Source organism: Enterococcus sp. DIV1094 (assembly GCF_017316305.2).
Taxonomy (GTDB): domain Bacteria; phylum Bacillota; class Bacilli; order Lactobacillales; family Enterococcaceae; genus Enterococcus_B; species Enterococcus_B mangumiae.
The window spans coordinates 86466-102079 of sequence record NZ_CP147250.1 but is presented as its reverse complement, the minus strand read 5'-3'; the positions used below and the strand labels follow the sequence as shown (position 1 = coordinate 102079).

The window sequence follows — 15614 nt, the reverse complement described above, 5'->3', positions numbered from 1 at the left end:
AGATAAAGGCTGGTACGTCAGTTTGTTGGAACTTTAGCGAACAGTATCCGTTTACTCTTTTTGGTTGTGAATTAGGTATATACCAGTTATAATAAAAGAAATGAAAGGGCGGGTAGATGTTATGTCGAATCAATTACCGGTATATATACAAATCCATGATCAAATCAAAAGTGAAATCGAGCAAGGCGTTTGGAAGATCGGGGATCGTCTTCCTTCAGAAAGAGAATTAGCCATTAAGTTCAATGTCAGTCGAATGACTTTAAGACAAGCCATCCAAAACTTAGCAGACGAAGGGATTCTTGAAAGAAAAATCGGTTCGGGAACTTACGTTGCACGAGAAAAGGTTCAAGAAAAAATGTCTGGCGCAACAAGTTTTACCGAAATCATGGAGTCACAAAATCGTGTGCCATCCAGTCGAACGATTTCTTATTTTCTGACTTCACCAAGTTCAAGTGAGATGGAAAAATTGCAACTAAATAAAGAGGATACGATCTTACGAATGGAACGTATTCGTTTTGCTGATGATATCCCGATTTGTTTTGAGATTGCCAGTATTCCTCAAAAAATCATCGATGGGTACAGCAAAGCGGAGATTACAGAGTCGCTTTATCGAACCCTTGAAGAAAAAAGAGGGAATAAAATCGGTGCGGCCAAACAAACGATTTCAGCAGTTCTAGCTTCAGAAAAAATTGCTGAATATTTGGATGTCAAACGAGGAGATGCGGTCTTACGATTAAGACAAATCTCTTATTTCGAAGATGGTACACCTTTTGAATACGTACGTACGCAATACGTGGGCGATCGTTTTGAATTTTATTTAGAAAGATGATCGTACGTGAACAAAAAACCAGAGGATAGGAGGCTGCGATGCCATTGCCTACTCTCTGGTTTTTGTTATACAGTGCTTAAATCAATCTTTTGGTTGAACGAGCTGTTCATAATAGGAGACAGCTCCCTCAGTAAAGTTCACTTGACCACTCAATAGCTCAATGATCGACTCTTGAAATGCAGTGATTTCTTTTTCGTTGACCATACAAACAACGATCACTTTATCCGTATAAAGGATCTCTTTGACATTGACCTGCTGGAGCTCTAAAAAATTCTCTATTTTTCCTAACTGTGGATAGGCAAGATGAATCGACAACTCTTGCTGTAATGTCCCTTCAACGATTCCGATTTCCTGCAATGCGTGGGAAACCGAGTGCGCATAAGCTCGGATCAAACCTCCAGCGCCTAGTTTGATTCCGCCAAAATAACGAGTCACGACAGCCGCGACGTTGATCAATTCATTTTTTTTGATGACCTCTAACATCGGTACACCGGCAGTACCGCTCGGTTCTCCGTCGTCACTACTTCGTTGGATCTCATTTTTTTCGCCGATGACGAAGGCGCTGCAATTATGGTTGGCTTTCCAATGTTCTTTTTTTGTTTCTTGGATAAATTGTTTGGCTTCTTCTTCCGTTTCGACACGTTTCAGTGAACAGATAAAACGTGATTTTTTTATTTCGAGTTCACTTTGACCATTTTCTTTGATCGTATAATAACGTTCTAACATCTGTCTCACTACTTTCATTGGTTTGTTCTTCTCTCTTTTCAAGTATAGAGAATTTTTTTCTTCATTTCAATTATGTTAATAGTTGCTTAACGAAAGGAATATGGGATAATGAAGAAAAGAGAGGGGGCGTAAAAATGAAAGAACGAGTCAAAAAATATGATGCAATCACTCATTATTTAAAAACGAATGGTGGTTCTCAGATCACGTTGACTTTCACTCAAATCGATGAATTGCTTTTTCCAAGCAGTGCCTTGCCCCGTTCTGCGCGAGAAAGTACGGATTGGTGGGCAAATGATTACAAACATCCTGAAAAAGGAGCCTATGGTTGGATCAATGCAGGATATGAAGTCGTTGTGATCAATCTAGAAAAAGAATTTATCGTATTTAACCAATTAGTCAAATCCAGCTGGTTGTTTGACGAATAACCATTCTTCGACTGGATGAAGATCCAAGCACTTGCTTTTAGTCCAGTTCCAGGGACTAGCTACATATATCAGTATGATGTGAGAGGTTACTTCTGCTCCCGCCGTTTATTCGTTTTTTAGGTATACAGCAAAAGTAAATTTTACTTTTTTCTCAGACTCCAGTTTCATACTTTTTTTGTATCTCCTTTGCACGTGAGAATCTTTTTTTTTTCGTATTTATTTTACGAAAGGAGAGAATTGAACATGCAAGTGGAGGATTTTCATGGGCGCCGTTTATTGTCGAGAGAAGTCGACGGGAATGAACATTATTTTACGGAATCAAAGTATAAAGTGGTCGATGCAGTCACACTAAAAAGAAAGCAAGTTTACTGCAATCGTTGCAGCCAAAGAACGCCATTACAAGAAGCAAAGATCAACGAATCTTGTTATTACTGTCCCCATTGTCTACTTTTAGGGCGTTGCGATAACTTGCAACAACTCTACTTATTCGAACAACCAAAGGGGCAGGAACGCCGTGTAAAATACTGCTGGGAAGGACAACTGACAGTGTTGCAACAACGGATTTCGAGTGAACTCAGTGAGCAGTCTGGTCAGCATTTGGTATGGGCAGTCACAGGATCAGGTAAAACTGAAATGCTTTACGAGAGTATCCGCAAGACATTAGAAAAAGGCAATAGAGTCGCTATTGCCTCACCAAGGATCGATGTCTGTCAGGAACTATACCTCCGACTAGTGAATGTGTTTCCTGAAGAAACGATTGGTTTGCTTCATGGAAAAGCAAAAGAACCTTATCGATACAGTTCCGTAGTGATCTGCACAACGCATCAGTTGTACCGTTTTTATCAGGCATTTGCCTTATTAGTAGTCGATGAAGTCGATGCTTTTCCATTTGTTGGTGATCTAGGCTTGAACTACGCAGTGAGAACAGCTTTGCAACCAAGCGGAAAACTGATCTATTTAAGCGCGACACCAGACGACCGATTATTGAAAAAAAGTCGAACCACGATGGCTATCCACCAGCTGGCTTTGCGCTTTCATCAACGGTTATTGCCGGAACCTAGCTTGCTTTTTTGGAACAAGTGGGCGAGTCGCTGTCTGCACCCAAGAAAAAATCGACCGTTGCGCCGTTTGATCCATGAACTGATCAAAGAGAATCACGTCTTGTTGTTTTGCCCAAGTATCCAATTAATGGAACAACTGGAAAATCAGTTGAAAAACCAACTTTCATGTCGCATTGTATCTGCCTCTTCAAAAGATGAGAGGCGTAGCCAAAAAGTCCAGAGCATGAGAGAACAGCAATACGATCTTTTTTTGACTACGATGATCTTAGAGCGTGGTGTGACCTTTGAGCGAATCTCAGTCATCGTTTTAGGTGCTGACCACCCTGTATTCAGCAAATCGTCCCTAGTCCAAATCGCAGGGCGGGCGGATCGAAAGGGAGGATTTACGAATAGCCAAGTCTATTTCTTGTATGAAGAAAAAACACTGGCGATTGCAAAAGCATGTAAAGAAATCAAGCAAATGAACAGAAAAGGAAAAGCGCAACGTGATGAAATGCGTCTATTGTAAGAAACCATCCATCAGAAATTTGCAATTAAGTGAATTGCTTGGGCTGGCAAAAATCCCTAGATGTTGCGCTGCCTGTCATTCCTTATTCCAACGTATCCAACAAGAAGACAACCGTCACTGCCAGGGATGTCAAAAAGGAGTGAGTAACCTTGATATTGCTCAGAGCAGGTATTGTCAAGACTGTTTGACTTGGATTGCGCGTTACCCTAACTATGCATTTTGCCATCGAGCTTTTTTCCATTATGATAAAGCGTTCCAAGCTTGGCTCAAACAATATAAGTTTATGGGAGACATCCAGTTGGCACAGACATTTATCGTAGAATTGCAAGAATTGAGAAAACGCTACAAGTCGTTTATTTTTTGTCCAATTCCATTGTCTGAGGAAAGAATCAAAGAAAGAGGGTTCAATCAAGTCAGCGAAATGTTAAAAGCTGCGGGACTTCCTTTTCAAGAATTATTGCTGAGAGAAAAACACCAGACACCACAAGCAAAGAAGACAAGGGAACAACGTCTTGCTACGCCACAGCCGTTTGTATATCAAGAAGATAAAAATAAAATCGAAGGAAAAAATATCTTGTTGATCGACGATGTTTATACGACTGGTCAAACAATGTTTCATGCAGCCTCATGCCTCTTTCCGCAGTCACCGAATAAAGTACAGACGTTCTCACTTGCTAGATAAGCTTTTTATAGAAACCATCGTAAAATGACAGCGATTTAGTTTGCAAAAGCCTAGGAGTTCGATATAATGGATATAAGAAGAGGGAAAGAGTGGTCCTTCTCCTTCTTGATTGTGGTAGATGAAAGGGGTAGTTTTTATGTTTAGATATAATGTACGCGGCGAAAATATCGAAGTAACTGAAGCGATTCGTGACTACGTTGAGAAAAAAGTAGGGAAATTAGAACGTTATTTCAGCGATGCTCCCGATGCTACGGCGCATGTGAATTTAAAAGTTTATACTGAAAAAACAGCAAAAGTGGAAGTTACGATTCCATTACCTTATCTCGTATTACGTGCCGAAGAAACTTCACCAGATCTATATGCAAGTATTGATTTGGTTGTTGATAAATTGGAACGTCAAATCCGCAAATTCAAAACAAAAATCAATCGTAAATCTCGTGAAACTGGCTTGAACACAGCGAACGCTGCGGTTATGTTCAACAATGAAGACGAAGAAGAAAACGAATCTGAATTAGATATCGTTCGCACAAAACGTTTGTCATTGAAACCAATGGACAGCGAAGAAGCAGTCTTACAAATGAATATGTTAGGCCATAACTTTTTCATCTTTGAAGATGCTGAAACGAATGGTACAAGCATTGTTTACCGTCGTAAAGATGGCAAATATGGATTGATCGAAACTGATTGATAAATAACGAAATAATAACATGAAAAAAACTTGCAGTGGCCTATGATGGCTACTGCAAGCTTTTTTTTCGCTTGAGCATATGAAAAAGAATATGAAATAATTATGAAGATATTACTTTAATTGACGTAAGTTATTTCATTTATCCACAACTAATGATAAAATAGGAAAAGAGTCTACATAGTTTGGATATTATATAAAAGGAGATTACACAACGCATGGCCAATTTTATTCGTTCGATTATCGAAAATGATAAGAAAGAACTAAAACGTTTAGAAAGTATTGTAAAAAAAATCGAAGCTCATGCTGATGAAATGGCAGCATTAACAGATGAACAATTACAAGCAAAAACAACAGAATTCAAAGAAAGATATAAAAAAGGGGAAACATTAGATCAACTTTTACCAGAAGCTTTCGCAGTGGTTCGTGAAGCAGCGAAGCGCGTATTAGGTTTGTACCCTTATCCTGTCCAGTTGATGGGGGGGATCGTCCTTCATGATGGGAATATTCCAGAGATGCGTACCGGTGAAGGGAAAACCTTGACTGCTACGATGCCTGTTTATTTAAATGCTTTGACAGGAGAAGGCGTTCACGTTGTCACAGTCAATGAATACCTATCCACTCGTGACTCCAATGAAATGGGTGAATTATATAACTTCTTAGGTTTGACAGTTGGTTTGAATATCAATTCAAAATCAGCAGACGAAAAACGTGAAGCTTACAATTGTGACATTACGTATAGCACGAACAATGAACTAGGATTTGACTATTTGAGAGATAACATGGTCGTATACCGTCATCAAATGGTACAACGTCCATTGAACTATGCAATCGTCGATGAGGTCGATTCGATCTTGATCGATGAAGCTAGAACACCATTGATTATTTCTGGACAAGCAGAAAAATCAACTGCTTTATATACTCGTGCAGATAATTTTGTCAAACGCTTGAAAGAAGAAGAAGATTATAAGATCGACGTACAATCAAAAACGATCAGTTTGACTGAATCAGGGATCGAAAAAGCAGAAGAAACTTTCGGTTTGGATAACTTATACGATATCGAAAATTCTGCCTTGACGCATCATATCGATCAATCATTACGTGCGAACTATATTATGATCTTAGATATCGATTATGTGGTTCAAGACGGTAAAGTAATGATCGTTGACCAATTTACTGGTCGTATCATGGATGGACGTCGTTATTCTGACGGGTTGCACCAAGCAATCGAAGCAAAAGAAGGCGTGGAGATCGAAGATGAAACCAAAACAATGGCTTCGATCACCTTCCAAAACTATTTCCGTATGTACAAAAAATTGTCTGGTATGACAGGGACAGCGAAAACAGAAGAAGAAGAGTTTAGAGAAATCTATAACATCCAAGTAATCCAAATCCCTACAAATCGTCCGGTCATTCGTGATGATCGTCCAGATTTACTTTATCCGACATTAACTAGCAAGTTCAATGCAGTTGTTCAAGACATCAAAGATCGTTACCGTAAAGGTCAACCCGTTCTTGTAGGTACGGTTGCAGTTGAAACATCTGAATTGCTTTCTGATCTATTGAACCGAGAACGCGTCCCTCATGAAGTCTTAAATGCGAAAAACCACTTTAAAGAAGCCGAGATCATCATGAATGCTGGTCAAAAAGGAGCAGTGACGATCGCGACGAACATGGCCGGTCGGGGAACGGATATCAAGTTAGGTTTAGGAGTCCGTGAGTTAGGCGGTTTAGCTGTTATTGGTACAGAGCGTCATGAATCAAGACGTATCGATAACCAGTTACGTGGACGTGCAGGTCGTCAAGGAGATCCAGGGATGTCACAATTCTACTTGTCTCTTGAAGATGATTTGATGAAACGATTTGGTTCAGAACGAATCAAAGCATTCTTAGAACGCATGAAGATCGGTGAAGAAGATGCGGTGATCCAAAGCAAGATGTTGACGAAACAAGTTGAATCTGCGCAAAAACGTGTCGAAGGAAACAACTACGATACACGTAAAAACGTTCTTCAATACGATGACGTGATGCGTGAACAACGTGAAGTCATCTATAAACAACGCCAAGACGTGATCATGGAAGAAACAAGTTTATCTGAACCATTGATGAATATGGTCAAACGCACGATCAGTCGAGTGGTGGATGCACATACACAACTTGAAAAAGAAAACTGGAATCTTGAAGGGATCGTTGACTTTGCCGGTAGTACACTTGTCCATGAAGACAGCATTTCAATGGCTGATCTAGAAGGCAAGACACCACAACAAATCAAAGATTTCTTAAATGAAAAAGCGCAAGAAATCTTTAACACGAAAGCAGCACAACTAAATGGCCCTGAGCAATTGCTTGAGTTTGAAAAAGTTGTGATCTTACGTGTCGTCGATTCTAAGTGGACAGACCATATCGATGCGATGGATCAATTGCGTCAATCGATTGGATTACGTGCCTACGGACAAAACAATCCGCTTGTTGAATATCAAACAGAAGGATATAAAATGTTTGAAGACATGATCGGTGCGATCGAATATGAAGTGACACGTATCTTTATGAAAGCTGAGATCCGTCAAAACGTTCAACGTGAACAAGTGTCTCAAGGACAACCTGTTCAACCAACGGAAGGTGACGCGAAAGAAAACAGTCGCTTGAATGTGAAATCACAACCTGTCAACGTCAACAAAGTGGGACGTAACGACCCATGTCCATGTGGCAGTGGCAAGAAATTCAAAAACTGTCATGGTAAAAATGCTAATTAACCTTTAGTGATCAGAAAAATAAATCATTGAGATTGATTAGCGCTACTTGAAAAATATAGAAGAAAAAACTTCGCTCACACCTTTCTGAGCGATTCTCTTTACAAACAAAAATAGTTAGGGGATTCCTAAAATCCAATTTTCGATTGGTATGGATACCCTGAGGTCAAGAAATATTCAGCCTCTAATAATAAGGTGGAATCCGCAAAAATTGTTCGTTGAATTTTTGTGGATTTCACCTTATTTCCGAAGAGGTTGCTTTTGGCACACACAAATCTCTACTATTTATAAGAACTGGGTGAGAGGAAGAAGCACGTGCAGTCGCATCTTATTCTTTCTGTTCGCACAAGATTCTGGTAGACTAAACAATGAAGATTAGACAGAAAGAAGGAAATCGAAATGGAAATTTCTGAGATTCGAAACCTCCTAACCGAAATGCAAGAGAAAGTCACAAGTTTTAGGGGGTCTCTTTGACTTAGATCAGCTGGAAGAAGATATTGCTGAAGCAGAAGCAAAAATGGCTGAACCAGGTTTTTGGGATGATAGTGAAGCAGCACAAAAAGTAATCAATGAAAACAACACAAACAAAGAAACCTATGACCAGTTCAATGAACTTGCTCAAGAGTTAGAAGAATTAGAGTTGATGGTGGAAATGTTACAAGAAGAGCCAGATGCGCAAATGCAAGAAGAGGCGCAAGAACGAATCAGCCTTTTAGCAGAAAAGATGACGACTTATGAATTAGCGATGTTATTAGATGGACCTTATGACCGCAACAATGCGATCGTTGAGCTTCATCCAGGTGCTGGTGGAACAGAGTCTCAAGACTGGGGAAGTATGTTGTTGCGCATGTACACACGTTGGGCAGAGCAACACAGTTACCAAGTAGAGATGTTAGACTATCAAGCAGGTGATGAAGCGGGTATCAAAAGTGTGACATTGTTGATCAAAGGGCATAATGCTTATGGTTATTTGAAATCGGAAAAAGGGGTGCATCGCTTAGTCCGGATCTCACCGTTTGATTCTGCGAAACGCCGACATACATCCTTTTGTTCGGTGGACGTGATGCCGGAACTAGACGACATGATCGATATCGAGATCAACCCTGATGATTTGAAGATCGACACTTATCGCGCAAGTGGAGCTGGTGGACAGCACATCAATAAAACTGAATCTGCGGTTCGAATCACTCATTTGCCAACAGGTACTGTCGTTGCCAGTCAGGCACAACGCTCACAATTAAAAAACCGCGAACAAGCGATGGGGATGCTGAAAGCCAAACTTTATCAATTAGAAGTGGAAAAGAAAGAGCAAGAAGCAGCTGCGTTGCGTGGCGAACAAATGGAAATCGGATGGGGTTCACAGATCCGTTCTTACGTTTTCCATCCTTATTCAATGGTCAAAGATCACCGAACAAATGTAGAAACAGGTAATGTTCAAGCGGTGATGGATGGTGAATTAGACCCGTTCATCGATGGTTACTTAAAAATGCACATTTAAGAGATGATCGTCTTGGCAGTAAATTGAAATAAAATTGTAAGATTTCGCAAGCAAGCTGAAACATTCCCATGCTATAATGACTAAAGACTGAAAAGATATGGAGAGAACGCCATGATTGAAATGAAGGATGTAATGAAGAAGTACTCAAATGGTACCACGGCTATCCGAAATCTCTCGATCGTCATTGACCAAGGAGAGTTTGTCTATGTAGTAGGACCATCTGGTGCTGGTAAATCTACATTCATCAAGTTGATGTACCGAGAAGAAAAAGCAACGAAAGGCACGTTGAACGTTGCTGGCCATGATCTAATGGAAATCAAGGATCGTGAAGTACCTTATTTACGTAGAGAAATTGGAGTAGTGTTCCAAGACTATAAATTATTACCTCGAAAAACGGTATACGAAAATGTCGCTTATGCGATGCAAGTAATCGGCAGAAAGCCTCGCGACATTAAAAAACGGGTAATGGAAGTGTTAGACCTCGTTGGCTTGAAGCATAAAGTACGTGTTTTCCCAAGTGAACTATCAGGTGGGGAACAACAACGTGTGTCGATTGCACGAGCGATCGTGAATACACCGAAAGTACTGATTGCAGATGAACCGACAGGAAACTTGGATCCGGAAAACTCATGGGAGATCATGAAGTTATTGGATCGAATCAATGCACAAGGAACGACTGTCGTTATGGCGACACATAATAGTACGATCGTTAATACAATTCGTCACCGAGTAATCGCTATTGAGAATGGCCGGATTATTCGTGACCAAGCGGAAGGGGAATATGGATACGATGATTAGAACCTTTTTCCGCCATTTATTAGAAAGTATCAAAAGTTTAAAACGAAACGGTTGGATGACGATCGCCTCGATCAGTGCAGTAACGATCACATTGACACTAGTCGGTGTATTTATGGCGATCATCATGAATGCGACTAAATTAGCTGAAGATATTGAAGGCAACGTAGATGTCTCAGTATTCGTTGATATCGGAACAAGTGAAAAAGACATGGAAACACTCGAAAAAGAGTTGAAAGAGCTTGATCATGTCAAGAACGTTGATTTTTCAAGTAAAGATCAGGAATTAAAGAAAATCCAAGATCAAATGGGTGATTCATGGAGTTTGTTTGAAGGGGACGGCAATCCGTTGTATGATGTGTACGTAGTAACAACGACAGAACCTTCACATACAAAAGAAGTTTCTGAAGAAGCAGCGAAGTTGAAAAATGTTTTCCGTTCGGATTACGGCGGAACTTCATCTGACCGTATCTTTGATATCGCCGCTGCTGTTCGTACGTGGGGCTTAGCAGCTGCTGCATTACTATTGTTCGTTGCGATGTTCTTGATCTCAAATACGATTCGTATTACGATCATTTCCCGCCAAAGAGAAATCCAGATCATGCGCTTAGTTGGTGCCAAAAATGGCTATATCCGCTGGCCGTTCTTCTTGGAAGGTGGTTGGATCGGTTTGATCGGTGCGATTCTTCCTGTATTGATCATTACATTTGGGTATCAACAAATCTATGGTTTACTCAATCCAACCTTGTTGCGCTCAAATTACTCGTTGATACAGCCACAGGAGATCGTTTGGAAAATCGACGTATTGATGGCCGGTATTGGTGTCATCATTGGTTCATTAGGTTCGATTATTTCAATGAGAAGATTTTTGAAATTTTAATTTACGATATGAAACAGACCAGTGGGAGCGATCCTGCTGGTTTTTTTGTACGCAAAATTTTTCTTATTTTATTAGGAAAGTTGTTTGTCTAAGTTAAAAAACGCTCTGACCAAAGCATATAACAGGTAAATCGATACTTTTTCTTTACTTAACAAAACAACTTCGCTATCCTAGAGAAGATAGCCAGACAAGAGGTGAAACAATGGATATTATTTTTGATAATTTTTCAACGATCTTGCTACTTACGAATACACTATTATCTCTAGTAATCGTATTTACAGAAAGAAAAGAGACTGCTCAGACGTGGGCATGGTTGCTGGTGTTGACTTTTATCCCGATCCTTGGTTTTTTCCTTTACATATTCTTTGGGCGAGGCATTTCAAAAGATAAGATTTTTGATTTGAAGATCCAAGGAAAGATCGGGAAGAACTTAGAGATCGAAGAGGATCGGCAGGCATTGATGCGCGGGCTTTACCCGCACCCGCCTACTGGACAAGTTGATGTAAAACAGTTGATCTACATGTTGACTGTTGGTGAAAGCACCTTGTACACCACAAGTAATGATGTCACATTATTTACCGATGGTCGTGAGAAATTTGACCGTCTGATCGAGGATATCGATCAAGCGACCGATCACATCCATTTACAGTATTATATCTATCGTAGTGATAGCTTAGGCGTTGAAGTATGCCAAGCATTGACTGCGGCTGCAAAAAGAGGCGTCCAAGTGAGGGTCTTGTTAGATGCGTGGGGATCAACAGAAGTTTCATCTAAGTTCTTCCATGAGTTAAAGGAAGCTGGCGGAGAAGTGGCTTTCTTTTTCCCGCTTTTTGTTCCTTATTTGAACCCGCGGATCAATTATCGCAATCACCGAAAAATCGTAGTGATCGATGGACAGATTGGTTATACCGGTGGATTCAACGTCGGAAATGAGTATTTGGGACTCGTACAAAAATTTGGTTATTGGCGAGATAATCACCTACGGATCTATGGTGAAGGAGTCTATGCGTTACAAAACCGTTTCTTGATGGACTGGAATTCCCAACATACAAAAGAAGTAAACTATGCGGCACGCTATTTCCCAAGCATTGCTTCAGGCGGGGAGATTGCTTTACAAGTCGTAACCAGTGGTCCAGACTCAGAACATGAACAGATCAAAATGACGTACCTTAAAATGATCTCACTTGCTAAACGAGAGATTTTGATCCAAACACCGTATTATATTCCAGATGAATCGATTCATGAAGCCTTGAAATTGGCTTTATTGTCGGGCGTGAAAGTCCATTTACAGATTCCTAACAAACCAGATCATCCATTAGTCTATTGGGCAACATATTCTTTTGCTGCAGAACTGATTGAATATGGTGCAATCATCGAAACCTATGAAAATGGTTTTATCCATGCGAAAACAATGATCATCGATAGCGGCATCGTTTCCGTAGGATCTGCAAATATCGACGTGCGTTCTTTCCGTCTAGACTTTGAAGTGAATACATTGATCTATGATGAACGACTCTCCACGCAAGTTCGCGGTGCTTTTTTTGAGGATGCGAAAGTTTCTGAGCGCCTGACAAAAGAACGCTATGAGGCACGAGGTTTGGTGATCAAGCTAAAAGAGGGCTTGGCTCGTCTTGTCTCCCCACTCTTGTAAAAAAGTGAACAAAAAAGGACATGAAATAGACTCGTTAGAGTAGATTTTCATGTCCTTTTCTATCGGGGCCATTTCTGTAGTTCATTACAAGAAATGGAGAAAGCGTCTCGCAAGAGCGGGAATTAACTTTTGGGGTATTTCTTGTTTTTTGGGGAAAGCAAGAAATAAGTTAATGCTTGCTTGGTACAGAGACACATTTCAATGCCAGTATAGCATAGAAAAATTTATTGAGATAGTATTTTTTTCAATTATATTAAATTATTTGTTATTTAATAAAATCAATTGATTTTCAAGTAATAATGAAAATGTTAAAATGGATTTACTTTAGGATTGAAGGAGATTTCTAATGAAAAAATTACGTTTATTATTACCAATGATTGTACTAGCCATAACAATGTCTGGGTGTTCAAACCTAGTCGATCAAGGAGAATCAATCACAGCGGTCGGATCATCCGCTTTACAGCCTTTAGTGGAGACGGTTGCTGAAACTTACCAGTCAGAAAATCCTGGTAAATTTATCAATGTACAAGGTGGAGGAAGCGGGACTGGTTTATCTCAAGTCCAATCAGGAGCTGTGGAGATCGGGAATTCTGATTTGTTTGCAGAAGAGAAATCAGGAATCGATGCAGCTGCATTGATCGACCATCGAGTGGCAGTTGTCGGTATCACACCGATCGTCAATAAAGAAGTCGGTATCGAAAACATTTCAATGGAAGATTTGAGAAAAGTTTTTACTGGTGAACTAACGAACTGGAAACAATTAGGTGGGAAAGATCAGCCCATCGTCATCTTGAACCGCGCAGCAGGCAGTGGAACTAGAGCTACTTTTGAAAAATGGGTCTTAGACGGCGAGACAGCGATTCGTTCACAAGAACAAGATTCTAGTGGAATGGTTCGTCAAATCGTTGCTGATACACCAGGAGCAATCAGCTACGTGGCCTTTTCTTATGTATCAAAAGATGTAGATACATTGAAAATCGACGGTGTGGAACCAACTGAAGAGAATGTAACGACAAATGATTGGACGATCTGGGCATATGAACATATGTATACACGAAAAGAAACAAGTCAATTGACGAAAGACTTCTTAGCTTACATCTTGTCTGATGAAGTACAAAACAATATTGTCGGTGATCTAGGCTATATTCCGGTTTCGAGAATGGAAGTTGAACGCGATTGGGAAGGTAATGTGGTGAATTAACCATCTTTACACAAAATTTACAAAGTTAGCAAAAAATTTACATGTTATTAAAATCAAATTGATATTCGCTTAGTAGACTGTATAGGTATGTTAAAGGACCAAGGAGGAATCATCTGTGGAAGATGTAAAAAAAGCACTAGTAACTAAATCCAAGCGCTCGAAAATGGAACAACGTGGAAAGTTTATCAGCTTTTTATGTATTGCGTTGATCGTAGTGGTTGTTTTAGCAATATTTTATTTTGTTGCCAGCAAAGGGTTAGCGACCTTTTTTGTTGATAAAATCAATATCTTTGATTTCTTGTTTGGAACAAATTGGAATCCGAGTGCGTTAGGGCCGGATGGCAAACCAATGGTTGGAGCCCTACCGATGATCGCGGGCTCGTTTATCGTCACTTTTTTATCTGCTATCATTGCAACACCGTTTGCGATCGGTGCAGCCGTTTTTATGACGGAAATTTCACCCAAAAACGGAACAAAGATTTTACAACCGGTCATTGAGCTACTTGTAGGGATTCCTTCAGTTGTTTATGGTTTTATCGGTCTATCAGTCATCGTTCCATTTATCCGTGGCATTTTCGGTGGAACTGGTTTTGGTATTTTAGCCGGAACATTTGTCTTGTTCGTCATGATCTTACCGACAGTTACGACAATGACTGTCGATGCATTAAAAGCTGTTCCAAGACATTATCGTGAAGCTTCGCTTGCATTGGGAGCGACAAGATGGCAAACAACGTATAAAGTAGTTTTACGTGCGGCAGTTCCAGGAATCTTGACAGCGATCGTTTTCGGGATGGCTCGTGCCTTCGGTGAAGCCTTGGCGATCCAAATGGTTATCGGTAATGCTGCATTGATGCCAACAGGCTTTACAACACCAGCTGCGACGCTGACATCGATCTTGACAATGGGTATCGGGAATACGATCATGGGAACTGTTGAAAATAATGTTCTTTGGTCATTGGCTCTGATCTTACTCTTGATGTCATTATTCTTTAATATCGTTATCCGCTTGATTGGTAAGAAGGGAGAATTGAAATAATGAATGCAAAACGTTCTGATAAAATAGCAACAGGTGTTTTATATGTGATTTCAGGCATCATTGTCCTGATCCTCGCTGCGTTGCTTCTTTATATTTTAGTTCGCGGTATTCCACATATCTCATGGTCATTCTTGACTGAACCGTCAAAAGCGTATCAAGAGGGCGGCGGGATCGGGATCCAATTATTCAACTCTATCTACTTACTGATCATCACAATGATCATCAGTTTTCCAATCTCACTTGGTGCAGGGATCTACTTGTCTGAATATGCAGGGAAGAACTGGTTGACAGATGTGATCCGCACATCGATCGAGATCCTTAGCTCATTACCTTCTGTCGTTGTCGGTTTATTCGGTTTCTTGGTTTTCGTTATCCAATTCCAATATGGATTCTCGATTATTTCAGGTGCCTTAGCCTTGACAGTCTTCAACTTACCTTTGTTGACTCGGACAGTCGAAGAATCATTACAAGCTGTCCATTACACACAACGTGAAGCCGGTTTAGCTTTAGGCTTGTCTCGTTGGGAAACAGTGCTTCGTGTGGTCGTTCCTGAGGCGACACCAGGGATTCTAACAGGAGTCATCCTAAGTTCTGGTCGTATTTTCGGAGAAGCCGCAGCTTTGATTTATACAGCTGGTCAAAGTGCACCAGCCTTAGATTTTACCAACTGGAATCCATTAAGCATTTCCAGCCCGATCGGTATCTTCCGACAAGCTGAAACACTAGCTGTCCACATTTGGAAAATCAATACAGAAGGAACGATGCCAGATGGTGTTTCCGTTTCAGCAGGAGCTTCTGCGGTATTGATCATTGCAGTGTTACTATTCAACTTTGGTGCTCGAGCAATCGGAAAACGTCTGCACCGTAAAATGACTTCAGCTTAAGGA

The 15614-nt window shown here is 40.4% G+C and carries 14 protein-coding genes; 13 read left to right on the top strand and 1 reads right to left on the bottom strand.

All coding sequences use genetic code 11. The features are described 5' to 3' along the window. Window positions 1-121 precede the first annotated feature (121 nt). On the top strand, window positions 122-829 hold the full coding sequence (locus DOK79_RS00450; protein WP_206853622.1) for a GntR family transcriptional regulator: 708 nt from the start codon (window positions 122-124) through the stop codon (window positions 827-829). An 81-nt stretch (window positions 830-910) separates the two neighbouring features. Here the strand turns inward: DOK79_RS00450 and DOK79_RS00445 are convergent, their stop codons facing one another. Beyond that, a complete protein-coding gene (locus tag DOK79_RS00445; protein ID WP_206853755.1) occupies window positions 911-1555 on the bottom strand; it encodes a YigZ family protein in 645 nt (214 codons plus the stop codon). Window positions 1556-1689: 134 nt separating this feature from the next. Between DOK79_RS00445 and DOK79_RS00440 the strand changes: the two genes are divergently transcribed. The 12 genes from DOK79_RS00440 to pstA all read left to right on the top strand — a co-directional run bounded on the left by DOK79_RS00440 (window position 1690) and on the right by pstA (window position 15611). Next, the gene (locus DOK79_RS00440) at window positions 1690-1980 is read left to right on the top strand and encodes a DUF7662 domain-containing protein (protein ID WP_010734907.1); all 291 of its coding nucleotides are present in this window, start codon (window positions 1690-1692) and stop codon (window positions 1978-1980) included. A gap of 243 nt (window positions 1981-2223) precedes the next feature. Continuing rightward, complete coding sequence (locus DOK79_RS00435; protein WP_206853624.1) at window positions 2224-3549, top strand: DEAD/DEAH box helicase; 1326 nt, start codon at window positions 2224-2226, stop codon at window positions 3547-3549. Continuing rightward, on the top strand, window positions 3530-4231 hold the full coding sequence (locus DOK79_RS00430; protein ID WP_206853626.1) for a ComF family protein: 702 nt from the start codon (window positions 3530-3532) through the stop codon (window positions 4229-4231). The genes DOK79_RS00435 and DOK79_RS00430 overlap by 20 nt, the downstream gene beginning before the upstream one ends. Before the next feature lie 136 nt (window positions 4232-4367). Beyond that, window positions 4368-4919: a ribosome hibernation-promoting factor, HPF/YfiA family gene (gene hpf, locus DOK79_RS00425; RefSeq protein WP_010734910.1), complete on the top strand. Its 552-nt coding sequence runs from the start codon at window positions 4368-4370 to the stop codon at window positions 4917-4919. A gap of 215 nt (window positions 4920-5134) precedes the next feature. Beyond that, window positions 5135-7669, top strand: a complete 2535-nt coding sequence (gene secA / locus DOK79_RS00420; protein WP_206853642.1) for a preprotein translocase subunit SecA — start codon at window positions 5135-5137, stop codon at window positions 7667-7669. A gap of 396 nt (window positions 7670-8065) precedes the next feature. Further along, window positions 8066-9164 (top strand): peptide chain release factor 2 gene (gene prfB, locus DOK79_RS00415; RefSeq protein ID WP_206853645.1). Its coding sequence is split into 2 segments (ribosomal slippage): window positions 8066-8137 and window positions 8139-9164, totalling 1098 coding nucleotides; the frame shifts between segments, so codons are not numbered across the junction. A gap of 111 nt (window positions 9165-9275) precedes the next feature. Next, window positions 9276-9962 carry a cell division ATP-binding protein FtsE gene (gene ftsE, locus DOK79_RS00410; protein WP_206853647.1) on the top strand — a complete coding sequence of 229 codons (687 nt, stop codon included), beginning with the start codon at window positions 9276-9278 and terminating at the stop codon, window positions 9960-9962. Further along, window positions 9955-10839, top strand: a complete 885-nt coding sequence (gene ftsX / locus DOK79_RS00405) for a permease-like cell division protein FtsX (RefSeq protein ID WP_277989366.1) — start codon at window positions 9955-9957, stop codon at window positions 10837-10839. The genes ftsE and ftsX overlap by 8 nt, the downstream gene beginning before the upstream one ends. A 202-nt stretch (window positions 10840-11041) precedes the next feature. Beyond that, the gene (cls, locus tag DOK79_RS00400) at window positions 11042-12490 is read left to right on the top strand and encodes a cardiolipin synthase (RefSeq protein ID WP_206853653.1); all 1449 of its coding nucleotides are present in this window, start codon (window positions 11042-11044) and stop codon (window positions 12488-12490) included. Between the two features lie 346 nt (window positions 12491-12836). Further along, complete coding sequence (locus DOK79_RS00395; RefSeq protein WP_206853655.1) at window positions 12837-13691, top strand: phosphate ABC transporter substrate-binding protein PstS; 855 nt, start codon at window positions 12837-12839, stop codon at window positions 13689-13691. A 115-nt stretch (window positions 13692-13806) separates the two neighbouring features. Beyond that, window positions 13807-14727: a phosphate ABC transporter permease subunit PstC gene (gene pstC, locus DOK79_RS00390; protein ID WP_206853658.1), complete on the top strand. Its 921-nt coding sequence runs from the start codon at window positions 13807-13809 to the stop codon at window positions 14725-14727. Continuing rightward, window positions 14727-15611 carry a phosphate ABC transporter permease PstA gene (pstA, locus tag DOK79_RS00385; protein ID WP_206853662.1) on the top strand — a complete coding sequence of 295 codons (885 nt, stop codon included), beginning with the start codon at window positions 14727-14729 and terminating at the stop codon, window positions 15609-15611. The genes pstC and pstA overlap by 1 nt, the downstream gene beginning before the upstream one ends. The last annotated feature ends 3 nt before the right edge of the window (window positions 15612-15614 follow it).

Bases quoted from the DNA above. Each gene is read 5' to 3' on its own strand.
- DOK79_RS00430 (WP_206853626.1), top strand. From the start codon at position 3,530: ATGAAATGCGTCTATTGTAAGAAACCATCCATCAGAAATTTGCAATTA.
- DOK79_RS00435 (WP_206853624.1), top strand. From the start codon at position 2,224: ATGCAAGTGGAGGATTTTCATGGGCGCCGTTTATTGTCGAGAGAAGTC.
- hpf (WP_010734910.1), top strand. From the start codon at position 4,368: ATGTTTAGATATAATGTACGCGGCGAAAATATCGAAGTAACTGAAGCG.
- ftsX (WP_277989366.1), top strand. From the start codon at position 9,955: ATGATTAGAACCTTTTTCCGCCATTTATTAGAAAGTATCAAAAGTTTA.
- DOK79_RS00450 (WP_206853622.1), top strand. From the start codon at position 122: ATGTCGAATCAATTACCGGTATATATACAAATCCATGATCAAATCAAA.
- pstA (WP_206853662.1), top strand. From the start codon at position 14,727: ATGAATGCAAAACGTTCTGATAAAATAGCAACAGGTGTTTTATATGTG.
- DOK79_RS00395 (WP_206853655.1), top strand. From the start codon at position 12,837: ATGAAAAAATTACGTTTATTATTACCAATGATTGTACTAGCCATAACA.
- secA (WP_206853642.1), top strand. From the start codon at position 5,135: ATGGCCAATTTTATTCGTTCGATTATCGAAAATGATAAGAAAGAACTA.
- ftsE (WP_206853647.1), top strand. From the start codon at position 9,276: ATGATTGAAATGAAGGATGTAATGAAGAAGTACTCAAATGGTACCACG.
- cls (WP_206853653.1), top strand. From the start codon at position 11,042: ATGGATATTATTTTTGATAATTTTTCAACGATCTTGCTACTTACGAAT.
- DOK79_RS00440 (WP_010734907.1), top strand. From the start codon at position 1,690: ATGAAAGAACGAGTCAAAAAATATGATGCAATCACTCATTATTTAAAA.
- DOK79_RS00445 (WP_206853755.1), bottom strand. From the start codon at position 1,555: ATGTTAGAACGTTATTATACGATCAAAGAAAATGGTCAAAGTGAACTC.